This is a genomic window from Natronococcus jeotgali DSM 18795, from assembly GCF_000337695.1.
GTDB classification, from domain to species: Archaea; Halobacteriota; Halobacteria; order Halobacteriales; family Natrialbaceae; genus Natronococcus; species Natronococcus jeotgali.
This window is the reverse complement of sequence record NZ_AOIA01000034.1, coordinates 37,246-52,160: the sequence shown is the minus strand read 5'-3', so window position 1 is coordinate 52,160 and position 14,915 is coordinate 37,246. Positions and strand designations below refer to the sequence as shown.

16 protein-coding genes are annotated in these 14,915 nt (G+C 67.9%); 6 read left to right on the top strand and 10 right to left on the bottom strand.

Translation table 11 applies throughout. The annotated features are described in order from the left end of the window. The first annotated feature begins 17 nt into the window (after positions 1 to 17). Positions 18 to 707, top strand: a complete 690-nt coding sequence (locus C492_RS05880) for a haloacid dehalogenase type II (RefSeq protein ID WP_049892793.1) — start codon at positions 18 to 20, stop codon at positions 705 to 707. Here C492_RS05880 and C492_RS05875 read toward each other — a convergent pair whose 3' ends face one another. The 6 genes from C492_RS05875 to pfdA all read right to left on the bottom strand — a co-directional run bounded on the left by C492_RS05875 (position 708) and on the right by pfdA (position 8,237). Next, entirely contained in the window at positions 708 to 1,310 is a 603-nt protein-coding gene (locus C492_RS05875) for a GNAT family N-acetyltransferase (protein ID WP_008421375.1), read from the bottom strand. A gap of 49 nt (positions 1,311 to 1,359) precedes the next feature. Next, the gene (locus tag C492_RS05870; protein ID WP_008421374.1) at positions 1,360 to 2,580 is read right to left on the bottom strand and encodes a DUF418 domain-containing protein; all 1,221 of its coding nucleotides are present in this window, start codon (positions 2,578 to 2,580) and stop codon (positions 1,360 to 1,362) included. A 109-nt stretch (positions 2,581 to 2,689) separates the two neighbouring features. Then, positions 2,690 to 4,381 carry a Coenzyme F420 hydrogenase/dehydrogenase, beta subunit C-terminal domain gene (locus C492_RS05865; RefSeq protein WP_008421373.1) on the bottom strand — a complete coding sequence of 564 codons (1,692 nt, stop codon included), beginning with the start codon at positions 4,379 to 4,381 and terminating at the stop codon, positions 2,690 to 2,692. Then, complete coding sequence (locus C492_RS05860; protein WP_008421372.1) at positions 4,371 to 6,071, bottom strand: nitrite/sulfite reductase; 1,701 nt, start codon at positions 6,069 to 6,071, stop codon at positions 4,371 to 4,373. Before C492_RS05860 ends, C492_RS05865 begins: the two co-directional genes overlap by 11 nt. A gap of 358 nt (positions 6,072 to 6,429) precedes the next feature. Beyond that, the gene (gene ftsY / locus C492_RS05855; protein WP_008421371.1) at positions 6,430 to 7,770 is read right to left on the bottom strand and encodes a signal recognition particle-docking protein FtsY; all 1,341 of its coding nucleotides are present in this window, start codon (positions 7,768 to 7,770) and stop codon (positions 6,430 to 6,432) included. A gap of 17 nt (positions 7,771 to 7,787) precedes the next feature. Then, positions 7,788 to 8,237, bottom strand: coding sequence for a prefoldin subunit alpha (gene pfdA, locus C492_RS05850; protein WP_008421370.1), 450 nt, complete (start codon positions 8,235 to 8,237; stop codon positions 7,788 to 7,790). Positions 8,238 to 8,396: 159 nt separating this feature from the next. Here pfdA and C492_RS05845 point away from each other — a divergent pair, with 159 nt between their 5' ends. Beyond that, positions 8,397 to 8,711 carry an ASCH domain-containing protein gene (locus C492_RS05845; RefSeq protein WP_008421369.1) on the top strand — a complete coding sequence of 105 codons (315 nt, stop codon included), beginning with the start codon at positions 8,397 to 8,399 and terminating at the stop codon, positions 8,709 to 8,711. Positions 8,712 to 8,768: 57 nt separating this feature from the next. Here the strand turns inward: C492_RS05845 and C492_RS05840 are convergent, their stop codons facing one another. From C492_RS05840 to thpR, 4 genes are all read right to left on the bottom strand, one after another. Next, positions 8,769 to 9,434, bottom strand: coding sequence for a translation initiation factor IF-6 (locus C492_RS05840; protein WP_008421368.1), 666 nt, complete (start codon positions 9,432 to 9,434; stop codon positions 8,769 to 8,771). A gap of 2 nt (positions 9,435 to 9,436) precedes the next feature. Then, positions 9,437 to 9,715 carry a 50S ribosomal protein L31e gene (locus C492_RS05835; protein ID WP_008421367.1) on the bottom strand — a complete coding sequence of 93 codons (279 nt, stop codon included), beginning with the start codon at positions 9,713 to 9,715 and terminating at the stop codon, positions 9,437 to 9,439. Positions 9,716 to 9,717: 2 nt separating this feature from the next. Beyond that, positions 9,718 to 9,870, bottom strand: a complete 153-nt coding sequence (locus C492_RS05830) for a 50S ribosomal protein L39e (RefSeq protein WP_008421366.1) — start codon at positions 9,868 to 9,870, stop codon at positions 9,718 to 9,720. Between the two features lie 68 nt (positions 9,871 to 9,938). Then, a complete protein-coding gene (gene thpR / locus C492_RS05825; RefSeq protein ID WP_008421364.1) occupies positions 9,939 to 10,496 on the bottom strand; it encodes an RNA 2',3'-cyclic phosphodiesterase in 558 nt (185 codons plus the stop codon). A gap of 103 nt (positions 10,497 to 10,599) precedes the next feature. Here thpR and C492_RS05820 point away from each other — a divergent pair, with 103 nt between their 5' ends. The 4 genes from C492_RS05820 to C492_RS05805 all read left to right on the top strand — a co-directional run bounded on the left by C492_RS05820 (position 10,600) and on the right by C492_RS05805 (position 14,910). Beyond that, positions 10,600 to 12,015 (top strand): FAD-dependent oxidoreductase, encoded by a 1,416-nt coding sequence (locus C492_RS05820; RefSeq protein WP_008421363.1) that lies wholly within the window; start codon positions 10,600 to 10,602, stop codon positions 12,013 to 12,015. Between the two features lie 207 nt (positions 12,016 to 12,222). Then, positions 12,223 to 13,074: a tetratricopeptide repeat protein gene (locus C492_RS05815; protein ID WP_008421362.1), complete on the top strand. Its 852-nt coding sequence runs from the start codon at positions 12,223 to 12,225 to the stop codon at positions 13,072 to 13,074. A 3-nt stretch (positions 13,075 to 13,077) separates the two neighbouring features. Beyond that, positions 13,078 to 13,371 (top strand): DUF424 domain-containing protein, encoded by a 294-nt coding sequence (locus tag C492_RS05810; RefSeq protein WP_008421361.1) that lies wholly within the window; start codon positions 13,078 to 13,080, stop codon positions 13,369 to 13,371. 297 nt (positions 13,372 to 13,668) lie between these two features. After that, positions 13,669 to 14,910: an aminotransferase class V-fold PLP-dependent enzyme gene (locus C492_RS05805; protein ID WP_008421360.1), complete on the top strand. Its 1,242-nt coding sequence runs from the start codon at positions 13,669 to 13,671 to the stop codon at positions 14,908 to 14,910. The last annotated feature ends 5 nt before the right edge of the window (positions 14,911 to 14,915 follow it).

Below are 14,915 nucleotides of genomic sequence, written 5' to 3'. Positions count from 1 at the left end.
CCGCCAACGGGGGACGCATGACGCTCGAGCCCGACTCCGTCGAAACGGTCACCTTCGACTCCTACAGCACGCTCGTCGACGTCGACGCCGTCGAGAGCGCACTCGAGACCCACGCTCCCGTCGACGACCCCGCGCCGATCTCCCGGACCTGGCGCGAGCGCTCGATGCAGTACACGCTCGTCGCGAACCACCTCGACGCCTACGAGACGTTCTACGAGGTCAACCGCGACGCCCTGGAGTACGCCCTCGCGGCCCACGGGGTCGACTGCGACGCCGACGACCGCGAGGAGATCCTCGCGGCCTACCACGACCTGCGGGTGTTCGACGACGTCCGGGAGAGCGTCGAGCGACTCCGGACGGCGGGCTACGACTGCTACGTCCTCTCGAACGGCAACCCCGAGATGCTCGAATCGATGGTCGAGGGCGCCGGGATCGGCGACCTGCTCGAGGATACCGTCAGCGCCCACGAGCTCGAGACATTCAAGCCCGCCCCCGAGCTCTACCGCCACGCCGCGGGCCGGACGGGAACCCCGATCGACGGGATCGTCCACGTCTCGGCGCTGTGGTTCGACGTCCAGGGGGCGGTCCACGCCGGGATGGACGGCGCCTGGCTCGATCGAAAGGGCGATCCCGATGAGCCGTTCGGACCCGACCCCGATATCGTCGTCGAGGGACTGGACGAGCTGGCCGACGCCCTCGAGGCCTGATCACCCCTCGAGCCGTTCGCTCCCGGTCGCCAGCAGCGCCTCGAAGTCGTCGTCTTCCCGCACCGACGGAAACGAACGGGGCGGGTCGGGGTCGGCGACCTTCTCCCCGATCGATCGGCGCCACCAGGCGACGTCTCGCCACTCGTCCTCGGCGTAGCCGATCGCGGGAAAGTCGACCAGCCGCTCGAAACCGAGTCGCTCGTGGAAGCCGACGGTCGACGGGTTCGGCACCGTCGTCACCGCGTAGCCGTCGCGGATCCCCTGGCGCTCGAGGACGGCGAACAGCGACTCGTACAGCGCCTCGCCGACCCCCGTCCGGCGGGCGCCCTCGGCGACGTAGACCGACAGCTCGACGACCCACCGGTAGGCCCGGCGCTTTCGCAGCGGGCCGGCGTAGGCGTAGCCGACCACCTCGCCCGCCCGCTCGCAGACGAGCCAGGGGTGGTCCTCGAGCGTCGAGGCGATGCGGTCGGCCAGCTCGGCCTCGCTGGGCGGCGTCTCCTCGAAGGTCACCGCGGTCGACTCGCAGAAGGGCGCGTAGATCTCGCGGACGGCGGGCGCGTCCGCGGGCGTCGCGACGCGAATGCGGGACTCCGATTCCATACGCGGGGGTTCGACCCGCGGAAAATAAGCTCGCCGAAGCGCAACGCGCTCACTCGGACCGATCGACGCGAAGCGGCTGTCGGGACCGGTAGGTGAGCGTCCGCCACAGCCACTCCATCGGCCCGAACCGGAAGTACCGCAGCCAGAGCACCGAGAGCGGAACCTGGACCGCCCAGATCGCCGCGACGACGCCGAGCAGCTCGAGGCGGTTCAGCTGCCCGAACAGGCCGAGTCCGTGGCCGTAGAAGATCGACGTGGCGAGGACCGTCTGCAGGATGTAGTTGCTGAACGCGGTTCGACCGACGGCCGCGAGGGCTCCGGTGACGAGTCCCTCGGAACGCCGCCGACAGTACAGCATCACCGCGCCGATGTACGCGCCCGCGAGGGGGAAGCTCCCCCAGTAGTTGAACTGTCGCCAGAACAGCGCCGCCCCGATCCCCCAGTCGTTGGCCTCGATGTACCAGACGCCCGCGAGGATAACGGCGAGCCCGGCGACGGCGCCGACCCCGATCAGCCGGCGGTAGAACCGCGACGAGCGCTCGTTGGTCAGGACGCCCCACTTGAACAGCGCCATCCCGAACAGCATGGTCCCGCCCACACGCCAGGCTGTGTACCCGATCAGTCCCGTGGTCTGACGCTGAACGGACGTCGGGACCCGGTGGGTCATCTGCTCGAGCCACCCGCTTCGGTAGGTCCGGACCTCGGACAGGAGCGCCGACTCGGGGGGCTGCCAGGTACTCGCGATCGCGGACGGATCCATCGTCAGCCCGGCCAGAACCTCGCTGACGGAGGGAAACGCCACCAGCCCGAGCCCCGCGAGTGCGAGCTTCCGCGCCGGGAGATCCCGAACGGCGACGACGCCGAACGCGCAGACTCCGTAGGCGACGAGGATGTCGCCGTACCACAGCAGGTACGCGTGGGCGAGACCGAACGCGACCAGCCACCCGGACCGCCGGAAGAACAGCTCCGAGACCGGATCCCCGCGCCGTTCGGCGTTGCGCGTAAACAGGACGACGCCGCCCCCGAACAGGATCGTGAACAGGGTGATGAACTTCTGCTGGGCGAAGACGTGGCTGACGAACCAGGCCCAGTAGTTCGCGCCCGTAAAGTCGCCGTACAGCGTCGGATTCGACAGGGTCGATTCGGGCATCGAGAAGACCCAGACGTTGATCAGCAGGATGCCAAGCAGGGCGAACCCGCGAAGCGCGTCGAGGCCGACGATGCGATCCGCGGGATCGGTCGGACCCGCCTCGTTCGGTTCAGAACCCATCGAACGAACCCCGAATCGCGATCGGCTGTCGACTACGATACCCGTGCTGAATCATCGCGTACGCTTCACGTCGCACGACCGATACAAAAACGGTGGTGTTCGACCCCCGCTAGTGGCCCTCGTCGTGAGGGTTCGTCGCCGTCCCGTAGGTCTCGGTGTGGTCGGTGTAGTCGATGAAGCGGGGCGCATCGGGATCGAAGGGGCGCTCGAGGCTCTCGAAGGCCTGCTTCTTGTCCCAGCCCTGGAGCTTGCCGACCGCCGACTTGTCTTCGAGGTCGTGGTAGTCGAGTTTCGGCTCGGTGTGCTCCCAGGCCCGCACGCCCCGCTCGGTCCGGAGGATGACGCTCGAGAACTCGTCGGACGACCCCACCGAACCGACGGTGACGTCGGCACAGAAGCCGGTGAAATCGGCACACTCGTCGCAGCCCTTGAGCGCGGCGTCGTGGAAGTTCCCGATCTCCTCCTCGAGGATCATCCCGCCGTCGTGGTCGTAGACCAGTAACTTTCCGTGGAGGACGTCCATCTTGCCGATCTCGTCGGGCGAGATGCCGCGCTGGTCCTCGAGCTGTTCGCCCATGAGGCTGTAGTAGTTGAAGTTCTTCGTACACATCAGCGCGATCGTGTACTCGACGGCGCCGATCCCCTCGTCGTGGGCCTGGTAGTCCCAGTCGAAGTCCTGCAGGGCGCGGATGCCCTCGATCTCGCAGGGCGTGCCGACCAGGGCGAGGCTCAGTTCGTCCCAGCTTTTGTCCGGGAGCTTGTGCTCCCACCGTTTCAGGTCGAGGTTGCCCAGCGCGAGCGTCTGGTTGTACACCGTCCCCGCGTTCTCGACGAGTTCTTCCTCGGTGGTCGCGAGGAAGCTCTCGGCCTTCCAGGGTTCGTCCTCGCTCTCGGTCGCGATCAGGGCGCCGTCGATCTCGCCGGCCTCGAGCAGACTCGCGAGCATCCCGGTGACGACGCCGCCGTCCTGGGCGCCGTCGGTCCAGTCCTCGTCGACCCGCGCGGAAAACTCCGTGATCGGGTCTCCGGCCCCCTTGACGTTGTCCTCGCCCCCGGTAATCTTCCACTGGCGCTCGTAGCGCAGCCCGCCGCGGGGACAGAAGTCCCAGCACAGCGAACAGCCCGTGCACATCTTGACGAGTTTCGGCAGGTCGTCCTCGCCGACGCCGATCGAATCGGAGGGGCAGGCGGCGACGCAGGTGCCACACTGGATGCACCGCCCCTCGTCGATGACCGCCTCGTCCAGTTCCATGAACCAGGTCTTCTCGTCGGGCGTCTCGATATCGTTCATCTCCGAGCGAATGGAGTACTCGGGCGTCTCGAGGTCGACGCCCTCGGGGACGCCGACGCGGACGTCGGGCTCGCCGTCGTCGACGTTCTGACTGACGTTCTCGGCGGGCTCGGTGAACTCGAGGTCGCCCAGGCTGCCGTTCTCGTCGACGTTGCTCACGCCCGCGCCGTCGGTCGCCACCGACCGACCCTCTGCATCGCTCGCGGTCTTCTCGCCGCACGTACAGGTGTCGGGACCACAGTCCTCGTCCGCGGCGGTCTCGATTGCACCTTCCCGGGCGTGGTCGAGGCCCTCGCGGGAGCGCGGCGCGGCGCCGCTCGTCTCGGGGACCATGACGGTGTCGTCTGCGTCCTCGGACTCCGGAACGCCCGGGAGGACGCGGTCGTCGCGGTTCGCGGCTTCGCCGTCTTCTCGCGGGCTTCGTCCGCTCGAACGGTCCGCGGAGCTTCGCTCCGCGCTACTCACTCGGTCCGAGGCCTCGCTTCGCTCGGTCTCGCCGTCAGTCCCCACGTGCCACACCTCCGGCAACCGGCGCCTCGGCTCCCCGCACGATCGTCCGCAGGCGGTCGTTCTCGACGCGACGGCACCACTCGTAGAACCGCTCGCCGTCCTCGCGGCCGTCGGCGTAGGCGTCGAACAGCTGCTCGAGCGCCGGGATCACGGCGTCCGCCGGCACGGCGTGTTCGATCCAGTCGAGGAACTCGTTGTCCGCCCCCAGCGAGCCGCCGAGCCCGACGTCCATCCCCTCGACCAGGTCGTCGTCCGCGTCGTTGGTACCGTCCTCGCCCTCGACTTTGACCGTCTCGCCCCGAAATCCGATGTCGGCGATCTGGGGCTGGGCACACGACGCGGAGCAGCCCGACATGTGCATCCTGATCGCCTCGACATCGTCGGGCACGTCGACGCGCTCGTCGAGCTCGCGGGCCCAGCGCTTGGTGCGCTTTTTCGTCTCGATGATCGCGTAGTTGCAGAACTCGCTGCCCGTACAGCCGACCGCGCCCCGAGAGAACGGACCTGGGTCGGGCTGGTACTCCCGGGCGAACGGCTCCTCGAGGAGGGCGTCGACGTTCTCCTCGGGAACGTGCGTGATGAGAAAGTTCTGGTCCGTAGCGAGTCGGACGGAGGCGTTTTCGGTGCCGTACTCCCTGGCGGCGCGAGCCGCCGCGGCGAACTCGTCGCCGCCCATGCGTCCCGCGATCACGTTGAAGCCGACGTACTGCAGGCCGTCTTGTTTCTGGTCGCGGACGCCGACGTGATCGCCCCGGTAGCCGACGGTCAGGCTCCGACCGCCGTCGGGCAGGTCGACCGTACAGCGCTCGCGGACCGCCTCCTCGAATCTCTCGGCCCCCAGCTGCTCGACGAGGTACCGCATTCGGCAGACGCCGCGGTTGTTCCGATCGCCGAGCTCCTTGAACGTCTGTGCGACCGCGCGGCAGAACTCGACGGCGTCCTCGGGGCGGACGAAGACGTCGAGTTCGGAGGCCATCCGCGGCCCGTCCGAGAGGCCGCCGCCGACCCGGGCGTGGAAGCCGTAGCGGTGGTCGTCCCCCAGTTCCTTCCTCGCGGGGACGAGGCCGACGTCGTTGATCTGAGACTGCGCGCAGTCGTGGGCACAGCCCGTGATCGTGAGCTTGAACTTTCGCGGGAGGTTGGCGTACTCGCGGTTTCCGGTGAAGAAGTCGGAGACGGCGTCGACGACCGGTTGGGCGTCGAAGCACTCGTGGTCGTCGAGGCCGGCCGCGGGACAGCCGAGCACGTTTCGCGCGGAGTCGCCACAGCCCTGAACCGTCGTCAGGCCGACCTCGTCGTAGCGCTCCCACAGCTCGGGGACGTCCTCGACGCGGATCCAGTGTTTCTGGACGTCCTGTCGGGTCGTGATGTCGAGGTAGGCGTCCCCCCAGAGTTCGTTCTGCTCCGTACCGCCGTACTCCTCGGGGGCGACGGCGTAGTCGGCGGCGCACTCGCCGATGACCTCCGCCTGCTCGGGCGTGAGGTTACCGCCCGGCACCTTGGTCCGGATCATGAAGTACCCCTCCTGTTTCTGGGCGTACATCCCGGCCCACTTCAGACGCTCCCACTCCCCGTCGCCGGCCCGTTCCTCGATCTGCTCGAACGTCAGCCCGTCGGCGGCGTACTCGTAAACGTCGTCGATCACGTCGAGCGGGTGTTTGTTCTGCTTGTGCCGTTCGGTCTCGTTCATCTGTACCACCGTCGGGGTACCGGCTCGGCAATCGACGCGCCGAGGGGGGCCTCTCGAGGGACCATCATTTGTTGCGTAATACCATCCCACACATATACGGCTCCGCGAACAGGCGATCCCTGACGGAGCTAGGCCGATGCGGTAATAGTTGCCACTACCCGTCCGGACCGCGTACGAGAGTAGCCGACGCTGGGGCTCGAGGGCGCCGTTTCTCGTTTCGCAACGGCGTCTCGAGTCGGGGATGGCGGCAATGGTTTCTGGAAGAAGGGGCGTCCCGACGGCACCGCTCGAGAAAAACCACGTCGGCGACGGTCGAAATCGGACCGCTCGCTCCGATCCGACACCGGAAGCGGCGTCGCTACTCCTCCTCGAGGAGGCGAGCGACCACCTCGTCGGGATCGAACCGCTCGAGGTCGTCGTACCCCTGTCCGACCCCGAGGAAGAGGATCGGCTTGCCCGTCACGTGGGCGATCGAGATCGCCGCGCCGCCGTTGGAGTCGGCGTCGGCCTTCGTGAGGATCGCGCCGTCGATCTCCGCGGCCTCGTCGAACTCGCGGGCGCGGTTGACCGCGTCCTGGCCGGCGACGGCCTCGTCGACGAACAGCGTCAGGTCCGGATCGACGACCCGATCGATCTTCTCGAGTTGGTCCATCAGCCCCTCGTTGGTGTGGAGCCGTCCGGCGGTATCCGCCAGCACGACGTCGACGTCGTTGGCCTCGGCGTACTCGACGGCGTCGTAGAGCACGGCCGCGGGGTCGCCGCCCTGCTCGTGGCTGATGCACTTCCGACCGAGCGCGTCGGCGTGCTCCTGGATCTGCTGGTTCGCGCCCGCGCGGTAGGTGTCGCCGTTTGCCAGCACCGTCGAGTACCCGCGCTCCTCGAGGTAACGGCTCATCTTCGCGATCGTCGTCGTCTTGCCGACGCCGTTGACGCCCGTAAACAGCAAGACGGCGGGTTTGTCCTCGACGGCGATCCGCTCGTCGAAGTCGAACTGTCCGACGCTGATCACGTCCCTGATCGCGTCCTGAAGCGCCTGCTCGACGACCTCCTCGGTCGAGGAGGTAAACGACCGGGTCTCGTTGACCAACTCGTCGCGGATGTTGTCGATGATCTCCCGGGCGACCTCCATCTCGACGTCGCTCGTGAGCAGCGCCATCTCGAGTTCCTCGAGCGACTCCTCGAGGACCTCCTCGGCGATCATGAACTCGCCTTTGACCAACGAGCGAGCTTTGTCGCCGAAGCTCAGACCGCCGCTGTCGGCATCGGCGTCCTCGGGCGCCGCGGTCGCGGTTCCGTCGCGCGTCCCGGCGGCGGAATCGGCGTCCGCGATCTCGGCGGTAGCGTCGGCGTCCTCCGCGACCGTGTCCGCGTCCTCGATCTCGGCGGGGACGCCCGTTTCGACGCTCTCGACGTCGGTAGCGGTCGCGTCGTCGGGCCGGGCCCCGGTATCGGTCGGCTCGTCCTCGATGCGGGGCTCCGACGCCGCGTCGGTCGGTTCGGACGCGTCGCTCGGGGATTCCCCCGGCGTCGACTCATCGGCGACCGCACCGCCGGCGTCGGCCGACTCGGCGTCGACCCGGGCGTCGTCCTCGAGTTCGGCGGCGTCCTCGCTCGTCTCGACCTCCTCGACGTTCTCTTCGGCGGCCTCCTCGGCGTCCTGCCGGAAGCTTCCGAGTTTCTTCTTCAGGTTGTCGAACATGGGTGCGACCCGCTAGGCTACTCGTCCGGGCCCTGCCCCTGTCCCATCTGTTGCATCTGCTGTTGCATCGCCTGCTGCTGGAGCTGCTGGGCCTGCTGTTCGAGCTCGCTGCTCTCGGCCTCGAGCTCCGTGATCTCCTCGTTGACGTCCTCGATCTGGTCGTCGAGGCGGTCCTTGCGGTTCTCGAGGGCGTCGACGGCGCCGTCCTCCTCGAACTCCGCGGCGTAGTCGGCGCCCAGGTCGACGATCACTTCGTCGATATCTTCGATCGTCGCCCGCAGGTAGGCGCCGCCGCCGAGGGGCACCTGCACCGTGGAGTCGCTCTCGAGGGTGTCGAGCGCCTCGATGGCCTCGTCGACGTCGTGTTTCTCCTGCTGGAGGTCCTGAACGTTCCCCTGAAGGGTCTCGATCTGTTCCTCGATCTCCTGAAGTTCCTGTGAGAGCTGCTGAAGTTGCTGTTGTCCCATAGCACTGTTTGCGGCAGGCAGCCGGAAGAATCTTCCCTTCCGGCGAGGCCGGCGACCGGGGGTCGAACGGAGGGACGGCGAGGGGGCGGGCGAACGTTTCGCGCCGCCGACGGTTCCGGAGGGCCAAACGGTTTCACCCGAGGTCGCGTACGTCGGCTCATGTCCGAGCACGATCCGGCGGCGTTGCTACCCAACGAGCGAATGCAAGCGCAGGCCCTCGAGGGCGAGGTGACCCAGATCCACCGCGGCAGCCGGTACGCCGAGGAAGGCGACACGTTCGCGATCGAGGGGACGACCTTCGAGGTGACGGACGTCACCGAGCGGACGCTGGGCGATCTGACCGACGAGGACGCCCGCGCGGAGGGGATGGACGACCTCGAGGCCTACGAGCGCCTGCTCGAGCGCGCCCACGACGACTTCGAGTGGGACGACGACAGCGAAGTCGTGCGCCACCGGTTCGAACGCCAGCAGTAGTCGACTCGGAGCACGCTACTGGAGAGAGAAAAACGAAGCGGACGGTTCTACGGTCGGTTACTCGAGGTAGCCCAGCGCGTCCTCGATCCGGCCCAGCTCCGGTCCGGTCGTCTCGTCGCCGACGACGTAGCCGGCCTCGTTGGCGAGCAGGCCCGAGCCGACCAGCGGCGCGCCGTAGTTGACGGTGCCGACGTCGGCCCGGACGTCTAAGGCGTCCTCGAGAACGTCCAGTTCCTCGTCGGTGGCCTTCGGGTGACAGAGCACCCCGCTGTTGGTCGCGACCGCGGCGGTGCCGACGGTGCGCACGCCCGCGAGGTCGCCGCGCTCGACGGGCACCTCGAGGGTGTCCTCGACGACCTGGATCGCCTCCCGCGTCAGATCGGGGTGGACGTAGGCGCCGTAGTCGTTCGCGAGGACGACGTTCCCGGCGGCGTTGACGTTACCCGGCAGCTCGGCGACGGGGAGATCGACCTCCTCCTCGAGTCGCTCGCGCTCGTACTCCAGTACCCGCGAGCTGACGAGCAGGCCGTTCTCGTTGCCCGTCGCGAGGGCGCCGACCGTCGAGGAGCCGCCGACGGTCGTCTGGACCGCGGGCACCTCGAGCTCGTCGGTCAGGTCGGCGACGGTGTCGTCGTCGACGTCGGGGCGGACGATGACACAGGCGTCGGTCGCGCGGGCGAAGACGCCGACGTAGGCCGATCCGGCGAAGGCGAGACGCTGCAAGTTTACTCGGCGACCTCGGCCTCGACGACAGCCTCGCCCTCCTCCTCGAAGCGGGCCGCGCGGACGCGGAGCTTCCGCGGCGGGTTCGATCGACCCTGCGACCAGACTTCCTCGTTGATCGAGGGGTCCAGTCGGATGGCGTCCTCGTCGACCGCGAAGTGTTTCGCGAGGTGTTCCCGAACCAGCCGCATCGCCAGGTCCGCGGCCTCGTGGTTGGCGCCCTTCTTGACGTCACGCAGCGGGACGGTAACGACCCGCTCCTCGAAATCGCTTGCACTCATTGTTACTCGTCAGTGTCGTTGCGCCGCCAGTTGCGCCGCTTCGGGTTTCGCTGCACTTCCATGTCGGTCTTCATCATGACCCAGACCGGCACGCGGCTGTTCTGGTTCTCGAGTTTGGCAAGTCGCTTCTTCTTGCCCTTCGATTTCTTACCCATAGTAGCCGGACGTAGCCCGCGGTGGCTTAAAATGTTGTCCATCTCGCGGGGCGCAGCGCCCTCACAGCTCACTCGAGGGGGAACCGCTCGACGGTCGCGTACTCGGGACCGTCCTCGGTCAGGGTGCTCTCGATGAGGCGGATCTCGTCGACGCGCATCTCGCCGACCGTCGGGTCGCGCTCGCGGACGAGCTTCTGGACCAGCTCCTTGCCCCCGGCGTGTTCCATCCGCGCGAGCGTGACGTGGGGGGTGAAGTCGTGGGACTCCTCGTCGAACCCCATCGCCGTCGTCCGCTGTTCGATCGCCTCGTGGAGTCGGGTGAGCTCCGCGCCGCCGGCTTCGGTGCCGAACCAGACGACGCTGATGTACTCGAGGTCGGGGAAGACGCCGAGTCCGTCGAACCGAACGGTAAAGGGCGAGACGCCGGTCTCGTCGACCGCGGCCCGCAGTTCCCTCGAGAGCGTCGGCACGCGGTCCTCCGCAACTTCGCCGAGGAACTTCAGCGTGAGGTGGGCCTGCTCGGGGTCGGTAAACCGCAGCCCGCTCGCCTCGGCGAACTCGCCCTGGAGGGCGGCGACCGGTTCCGCGAGGTCGTCCGGGAGGTCGACGCTGACGAACAGTCGCATACGCGTCCCTTGGACGGGATCGTACTCAACGGTGACGGTGCCCGAACCCCTGGCCCGCGGGGAGTGACCCTCGCTTAAGCGGCTGCGCGAGAAACAGGGGCCCATGTCCGACACCTTCGTTGTCGTCGGCGGCGACGCCGCCGGGATGTCAGCGGCGAGCAAGGCCAAACGCGACGACCCCGACCTCGAGGTCGTCGTCTTCGAGAAAGGGGAGTGGGTCTCCTACGGCGCCTGCGGGCTCCCCTACTACGTGAAGGGGGAGATCCAGTCGCTCGAGGAGCTGGTCTCCGTGACCCCCGAACAGTTCCGCGAGGAACGGGACATCGACCTGCGGACGGGCCACGAGGTCGTCGCGATCGATCCCGACGACCGGACGGTCACCGCCGAGAGCGAGGACGGCACCGTCACACAGTCGTACGACTCCCTGCTGCTCGCGACGGGCGCCGCGGCGACCGAACCCCCGGTCGAGGGCACCGACCTCAAGGGCGTCTACACGCTGGGCTCGATGAGCGACGGGAAGGAGCTCCGGGAGTACGTCGCCAGAGCGCGCGAGGACGAAACGTTCCAGCAGCCGGATCGGGGACCGGCCTGTCAGTACCTCGAGGACTGTACGGGCCCCGTCGCGGTCGTCGGCGGCGGCTACGTCGGCATCGAGATGACCGAAGCGCTGGCCGCCAACGGCTTCGAGGTCCACCTCTTCCAGCGCGGCGAGCGCCTGCTGCCGGCGTTCGGCGAGGCGACCAGCGAGGCCGTCGCCGACCACCTCCGGGAGCAGGACGTCCGGGTCTACCTCGGCAGCGAGGTCGAGGCCCTCGAGGGCGAGGACGCGGTCGAGACCGTCGTCGCCGCCGACGAGCGGGTCGACGTCGAGATGGCGCTGCTCGGGACGGGGGTTCGCCCGCGGACGGCTCTGGCCGAGGACGCGGGGATCGAACTCGGTCCGACGGGCGCGATCGCGACCGACCCCTACCGCGAGACCAGCGCGGACGACGTCTACGCGGCGGGCGACTGCGCGGAGGCGACCCACGCCGTCACCGGCGAGCCGGCGTACGTCCCCTTAGCGCTGACCGCGAACCGCCACGGCCGCGCGGTCGGCCAGACCGTCGCCGGGCGGCCGACGACGGGCGGGGCGGTCGCGGGGACGGCGGCGATCAAGGCGTTCGACGTCGAGGCTGCTCGGACGGGAATTCTCGATCACGAGGAGGCCCGCGAGGCTGGGTTCGACCCCGTCACGGAGACGATCGACGCGAACTCACGGGCGGGCTACTACCCCGAGGACGGCACCGTCACCGTCACGCTGACCGCCGACCGCGACACCGGGCGAGTCCTCGGAGCGAGCCTCGTCAGCGAGTACGGCGAGGGGGCGGTCCACCGCAGCCACGCGGTCGTCGCCGCACTCTACGAGGGCGCGGCGGTCGAGGACCTCGAGAACTACGATCTGGCGTACGCACCGCCATTTAACACGACGTGGGATCCCGTTCTCGTCGCGGCGAAGGTGCTCTCAGGGGAGTTGCGGTGAGGAATCCCAGCGACCGGTCGTGCACGCAACCGGGGCATGACCGAACTGACCGAGACCACCACGAAAGCCCCTGCCGTGCCGGCTGATCGGTCAAGCCACCGCGGGTGGGACTTTCGTGGTGTTCGTTCTGCTGCCAACGCTGTGAGTACGGAACGCAGATATCACCAGGTCGCAGCCCTTAACAGTCGTCGCGCCCACTTTCCACCAATGACTGACCGAGAGGGCGACTCCGACCATCCCTTCTCCGAAGGGGAAGGGTTCGGGGACGACTACGACGAGTTCGATCTCGACCCGCCCGAACTCGGCGTCGATCCCGCGAAGGTCGACCCCGTCGACTCGCGGGTCGTCACCGACACCCTCGACAGACACAGCATCGACAGCGACGAGGTCGACGCGAGCGAACTGCTCGACGTCGGGCTGAACTACATGCAGATCAACCGCTACGAGCAGGCGACCGAGGCCTTCGAGCGAGCCGCCCGCTTCGCCGACGACGACCGCCTCGAGCAGGAAGCCTGGACGAACAAGGGCGTCGCCCACGCCGAACTCGAGGAGTACGACGAGGCGATCGGCGCCTACCGCGAGGCGCTGTCGTTCGAGGAGGACAGCGAGCACGCCGCCACCGCCGAGACGAACCTCGCCTACGCGCTCTGGGAGTTCGGCGAGACCGCCCAGGCCCTCGAACACGCCGAGCGGGCCGTCGAGATCGACGAGCGGTTCGCCGAGGGGTGGTACAACCGCGCCTTCTTCCTCTCCGAACGGGGGCTGGCCGAGGACGCCCTCCACTGCATCGACAACGCGATCCGGCTGGGGATGCGCAACTCCCGAGTGCTCGAGGAGAAAGCCGAGATCCTGGAGGAGCTCGGCGAGTACGACGAGGCCGAGGAGATCGCCGAGGAGGCGAACGAGATGCGCGAGCGGGCCGAACAGCGCGTCATGGAGGAACGCGAGGAGATGACTGGCCAGCAGGCGGGCGGTCGCCGACCGCCCGAACGCGACGACGTCGAGGTCACCGATCCCGGCCGAGCGCCGGAGGACGACGACGAGTGGCAACTCGAGTGAGGCATGATCGTCAACGAACGCGAGACCCAGGAGGGCCTGCTCGTCTCGGTCTGTGACGCCGACGTCCTCGGCGAGACCTTCGAGGGCGACGAGATCACTCTGACCGTAACCGAGAAGTTCTACGGCGGCGACGCCGTCGACGAGACGGCGGTCGTCGACAGCCTCGCACGCGCAACGGTCGCCAACATCGTCGGGACGCGGGCCGTCGAACTCGCCCTCGAGGAGGGCTTTATCGACGAGGCGAACGTCCTCGAGGTCGGGGAAACGAAACACGCCCAGCTGTTGCGGATGTACTAGGCGGCTGCGTCCGTCTCCAGGCTTCTTGAGCTAGCCTGCATCCCCTTCATGTTACGTCTGATTGAGACGATACCAAAGTGTGTTGGAGTCAACGGTATTTACGGTGCGGTCCTACGTGGAAGTACGACAGGGCCCTACCACCACCACACCAGAGTCACACACCCGAGTCGTTCGGCGTTCCCTGTCGTGACACACCACCCACCCACCCACCCTTTCCCTGCGAGACCCGAACCGCCGAGCGGACGCGCTGTCGTCGGACCGAAGGAGTGTTTTGTCTGGGAACCCTCCCTACGCGTAATGAGCCACCAGAACCTCGCCGTCGACGTCGAGGCCATCCGCGACGAGTTCCCCATCCTCGAGCGGGAGTTCGACGGCCAGCAGGTCGTCTACCTCGACAACGCGGCGACGACCCAGACCCCGGATCCCGTCGTCGACGCGATGAGCGACTACTACCGCGAGTCCAACGCGAACGTCCACCGGGGCATCCACCACCTGAGCCAGGAAGCCTCGGAGGCCTACGAAGTGGCCCACGACCGCGTCGCCGAGTTTATCGGCGCCGACGGCCGCGAGGAGGTCGTCTTCACGAAGAACACGACCGAGAGCGAGAACCTGCTCGCCTACTCGTGGGGGCTGAACGAGCTCGAGCCCGGCGACGAGGTCGTCCTCACCGAGATGGAACACCACGCCTCGCTGGTTACCTGGCAACAGATCGCCAAGCGAACCGGCGCCAGCGTCGAGTACGTCCGCGTCGACGAGGACGGCCGCCTCGACATGGACCACGCCCGCGAGTTGATCGGCGACGACACCGCCATCGTCTCGGCGGTTCACGTCTCGAACACGCTGGGCACGATCAACCCCGTCGCCGAGCTGACCGAGCTGGCCCACGAGCACGACGCCCTCTCCTTTATCGATGGCGCCCAGGCGGTGCCCAACCAGCCCGTCGACGTGAAGGAGATCGGCGCGGACTTCTACGCCTTCTCGGGCCACAAGATGGCCGGCCCGACCGGGATCGGCGTCCTCTACGGCAAGCGGGAGCTGCTCGAGGCGATGGAACCGTACCTCTACGGCGGCGGGATGATCCGGAAAGTTACCTTCGAGGACTCGACCTGGGGCGAACTCCCCTGGAAGTTCGAGCCCGGGACGCCCCCCATCGCCGAGGCGGTCGGCCTCCACGCGGCCGTCGACTGGCTCGAGGAGATCGGTATGGAGCGCATCCGCGATCACGAGCAGGAACTGGCCCGCTACGCCTACGAACAGCTCGAAAGCGAGGGCGACGTCGAGATCTACGGCCCCGAACCCGGCGCCGATCGCGGTGGCCTCGTCAGCTTCAACGTCGAGGGCGTCCACGCCCACGACCTCACCTCGATCCTGAACGACCACACGGTCGCGATCCGGGCGGGCGACCACTGCACCCAGCCGCTACACGACAAGCTGGGCGTCGCGGCGTCGGCTCGAGCCTCGTTCTACGTCTACAACACCCGCGAGGAGGTCGACAAGCTGGTCGCGGCCCTCGACGACGCGCGGCAGCTGTTCGCGTAACGATA

Excerpts from the sequence above, each read along its gene's own strand:
- pfdA (WP_008421370.1), bottom strand. The coding sequence starts at position 8,237 with ATGGGACAACAGCAACTTCAGCAGCTCTCACAGGAACTTCAGGAGATC.
- C492_RS05830 (WP_008421366.1), bottom strand. The coding sequence starts at position 9,870 with ATGGGTAAGAAATCGAAGGGCAAGAAGAAGCGACTTGCCAAACTCGAG.
- C492_RS05875 (WP_008421375.1), bottom strand. The coding sequence starts at position 1,310 with ATGGAATCGGAGTCCCGCATTCGCGTCGCGACGCCCGCGGACGCGCCC.
- C492_RS05810 (WP_008421361.1), top strand. The coding sequence starts at position 13,078 with ATGATCGTCAACGAACGCGAGACCCAGGAGGGCCTGCTCGTCTCGGTC.
- thpR (WP_008421364.1), bottom strand. The coding sequence starts at position 10,496 with ATGCGACTGTTCGTCAGCGTCGACCTCCCGGACGACCTCGCGGAACCG.
- C492_RS05860 (WP_008421372.1), bottom strand. The coding sequence starts at position 6,071 with ATGAACGAGACCGAACGGCACAAGCAGAACAAACACCCGCTCGACGTG.
- C492_RS05880 (WP_049892793.1), top strand. The coding sequence starts at position 18 with ATGACGCTCGAGCCCGACTCCGTCGAAACGGTCACCTTCGACTCCTAC.
- C492_RS05820 (WP_008421363.1), top strand. The coding sequence starts at position 10,600 with ATGTCCGACACCTTCGTTGTCGTCGGCGGCGACGCCGCCGGGATGTCA.
- C492_RS05805 (WP_008421360.1), top strand. The coding sequence starts at position 13,669 with ATGAGCCACCAGAACCTCGCCGTCGACGTCGAGGCCATCCGCGACGAG.
- C492_RS05870 (WP_008421374.1), bottom strand. The coding sequence starts at position 2,580 with ATGGGTTCTGAACCGAACGAGGCGGGTCCGACCGATCCCGCGGATCGC.
- C492_RS05835 (WP_008421367.1), bottom strand. The coding sequence starts at position 9,715 with ATGAGTGCAAGCGATTTCGAGGAGCGGGTCGTTACCGTCCCGCTGCGT.
- ftsY (WP_008421371.1), bottom strand. The coding sequence starts at position 7,770 with ATGTTCGACAACCTGAAGAAGAAACTCGGAAGCTTCCGGCAGGACGCC.
- C492_RS05845 (WP_008421369.1), top strand. The coding sequence starts at position 8,397 with ATGTCCGAGCACGATCCGGCGGCGTTGCTACCCAACGAGCGAATGCAA.
- C492_RS05815 (WP_008421362.1), top strand. The coding sequence starts at position 12,223 with ATGACTGACCGAGAGGGCGACTCCGACCATCCCTTCTCCGAAGGGGAA.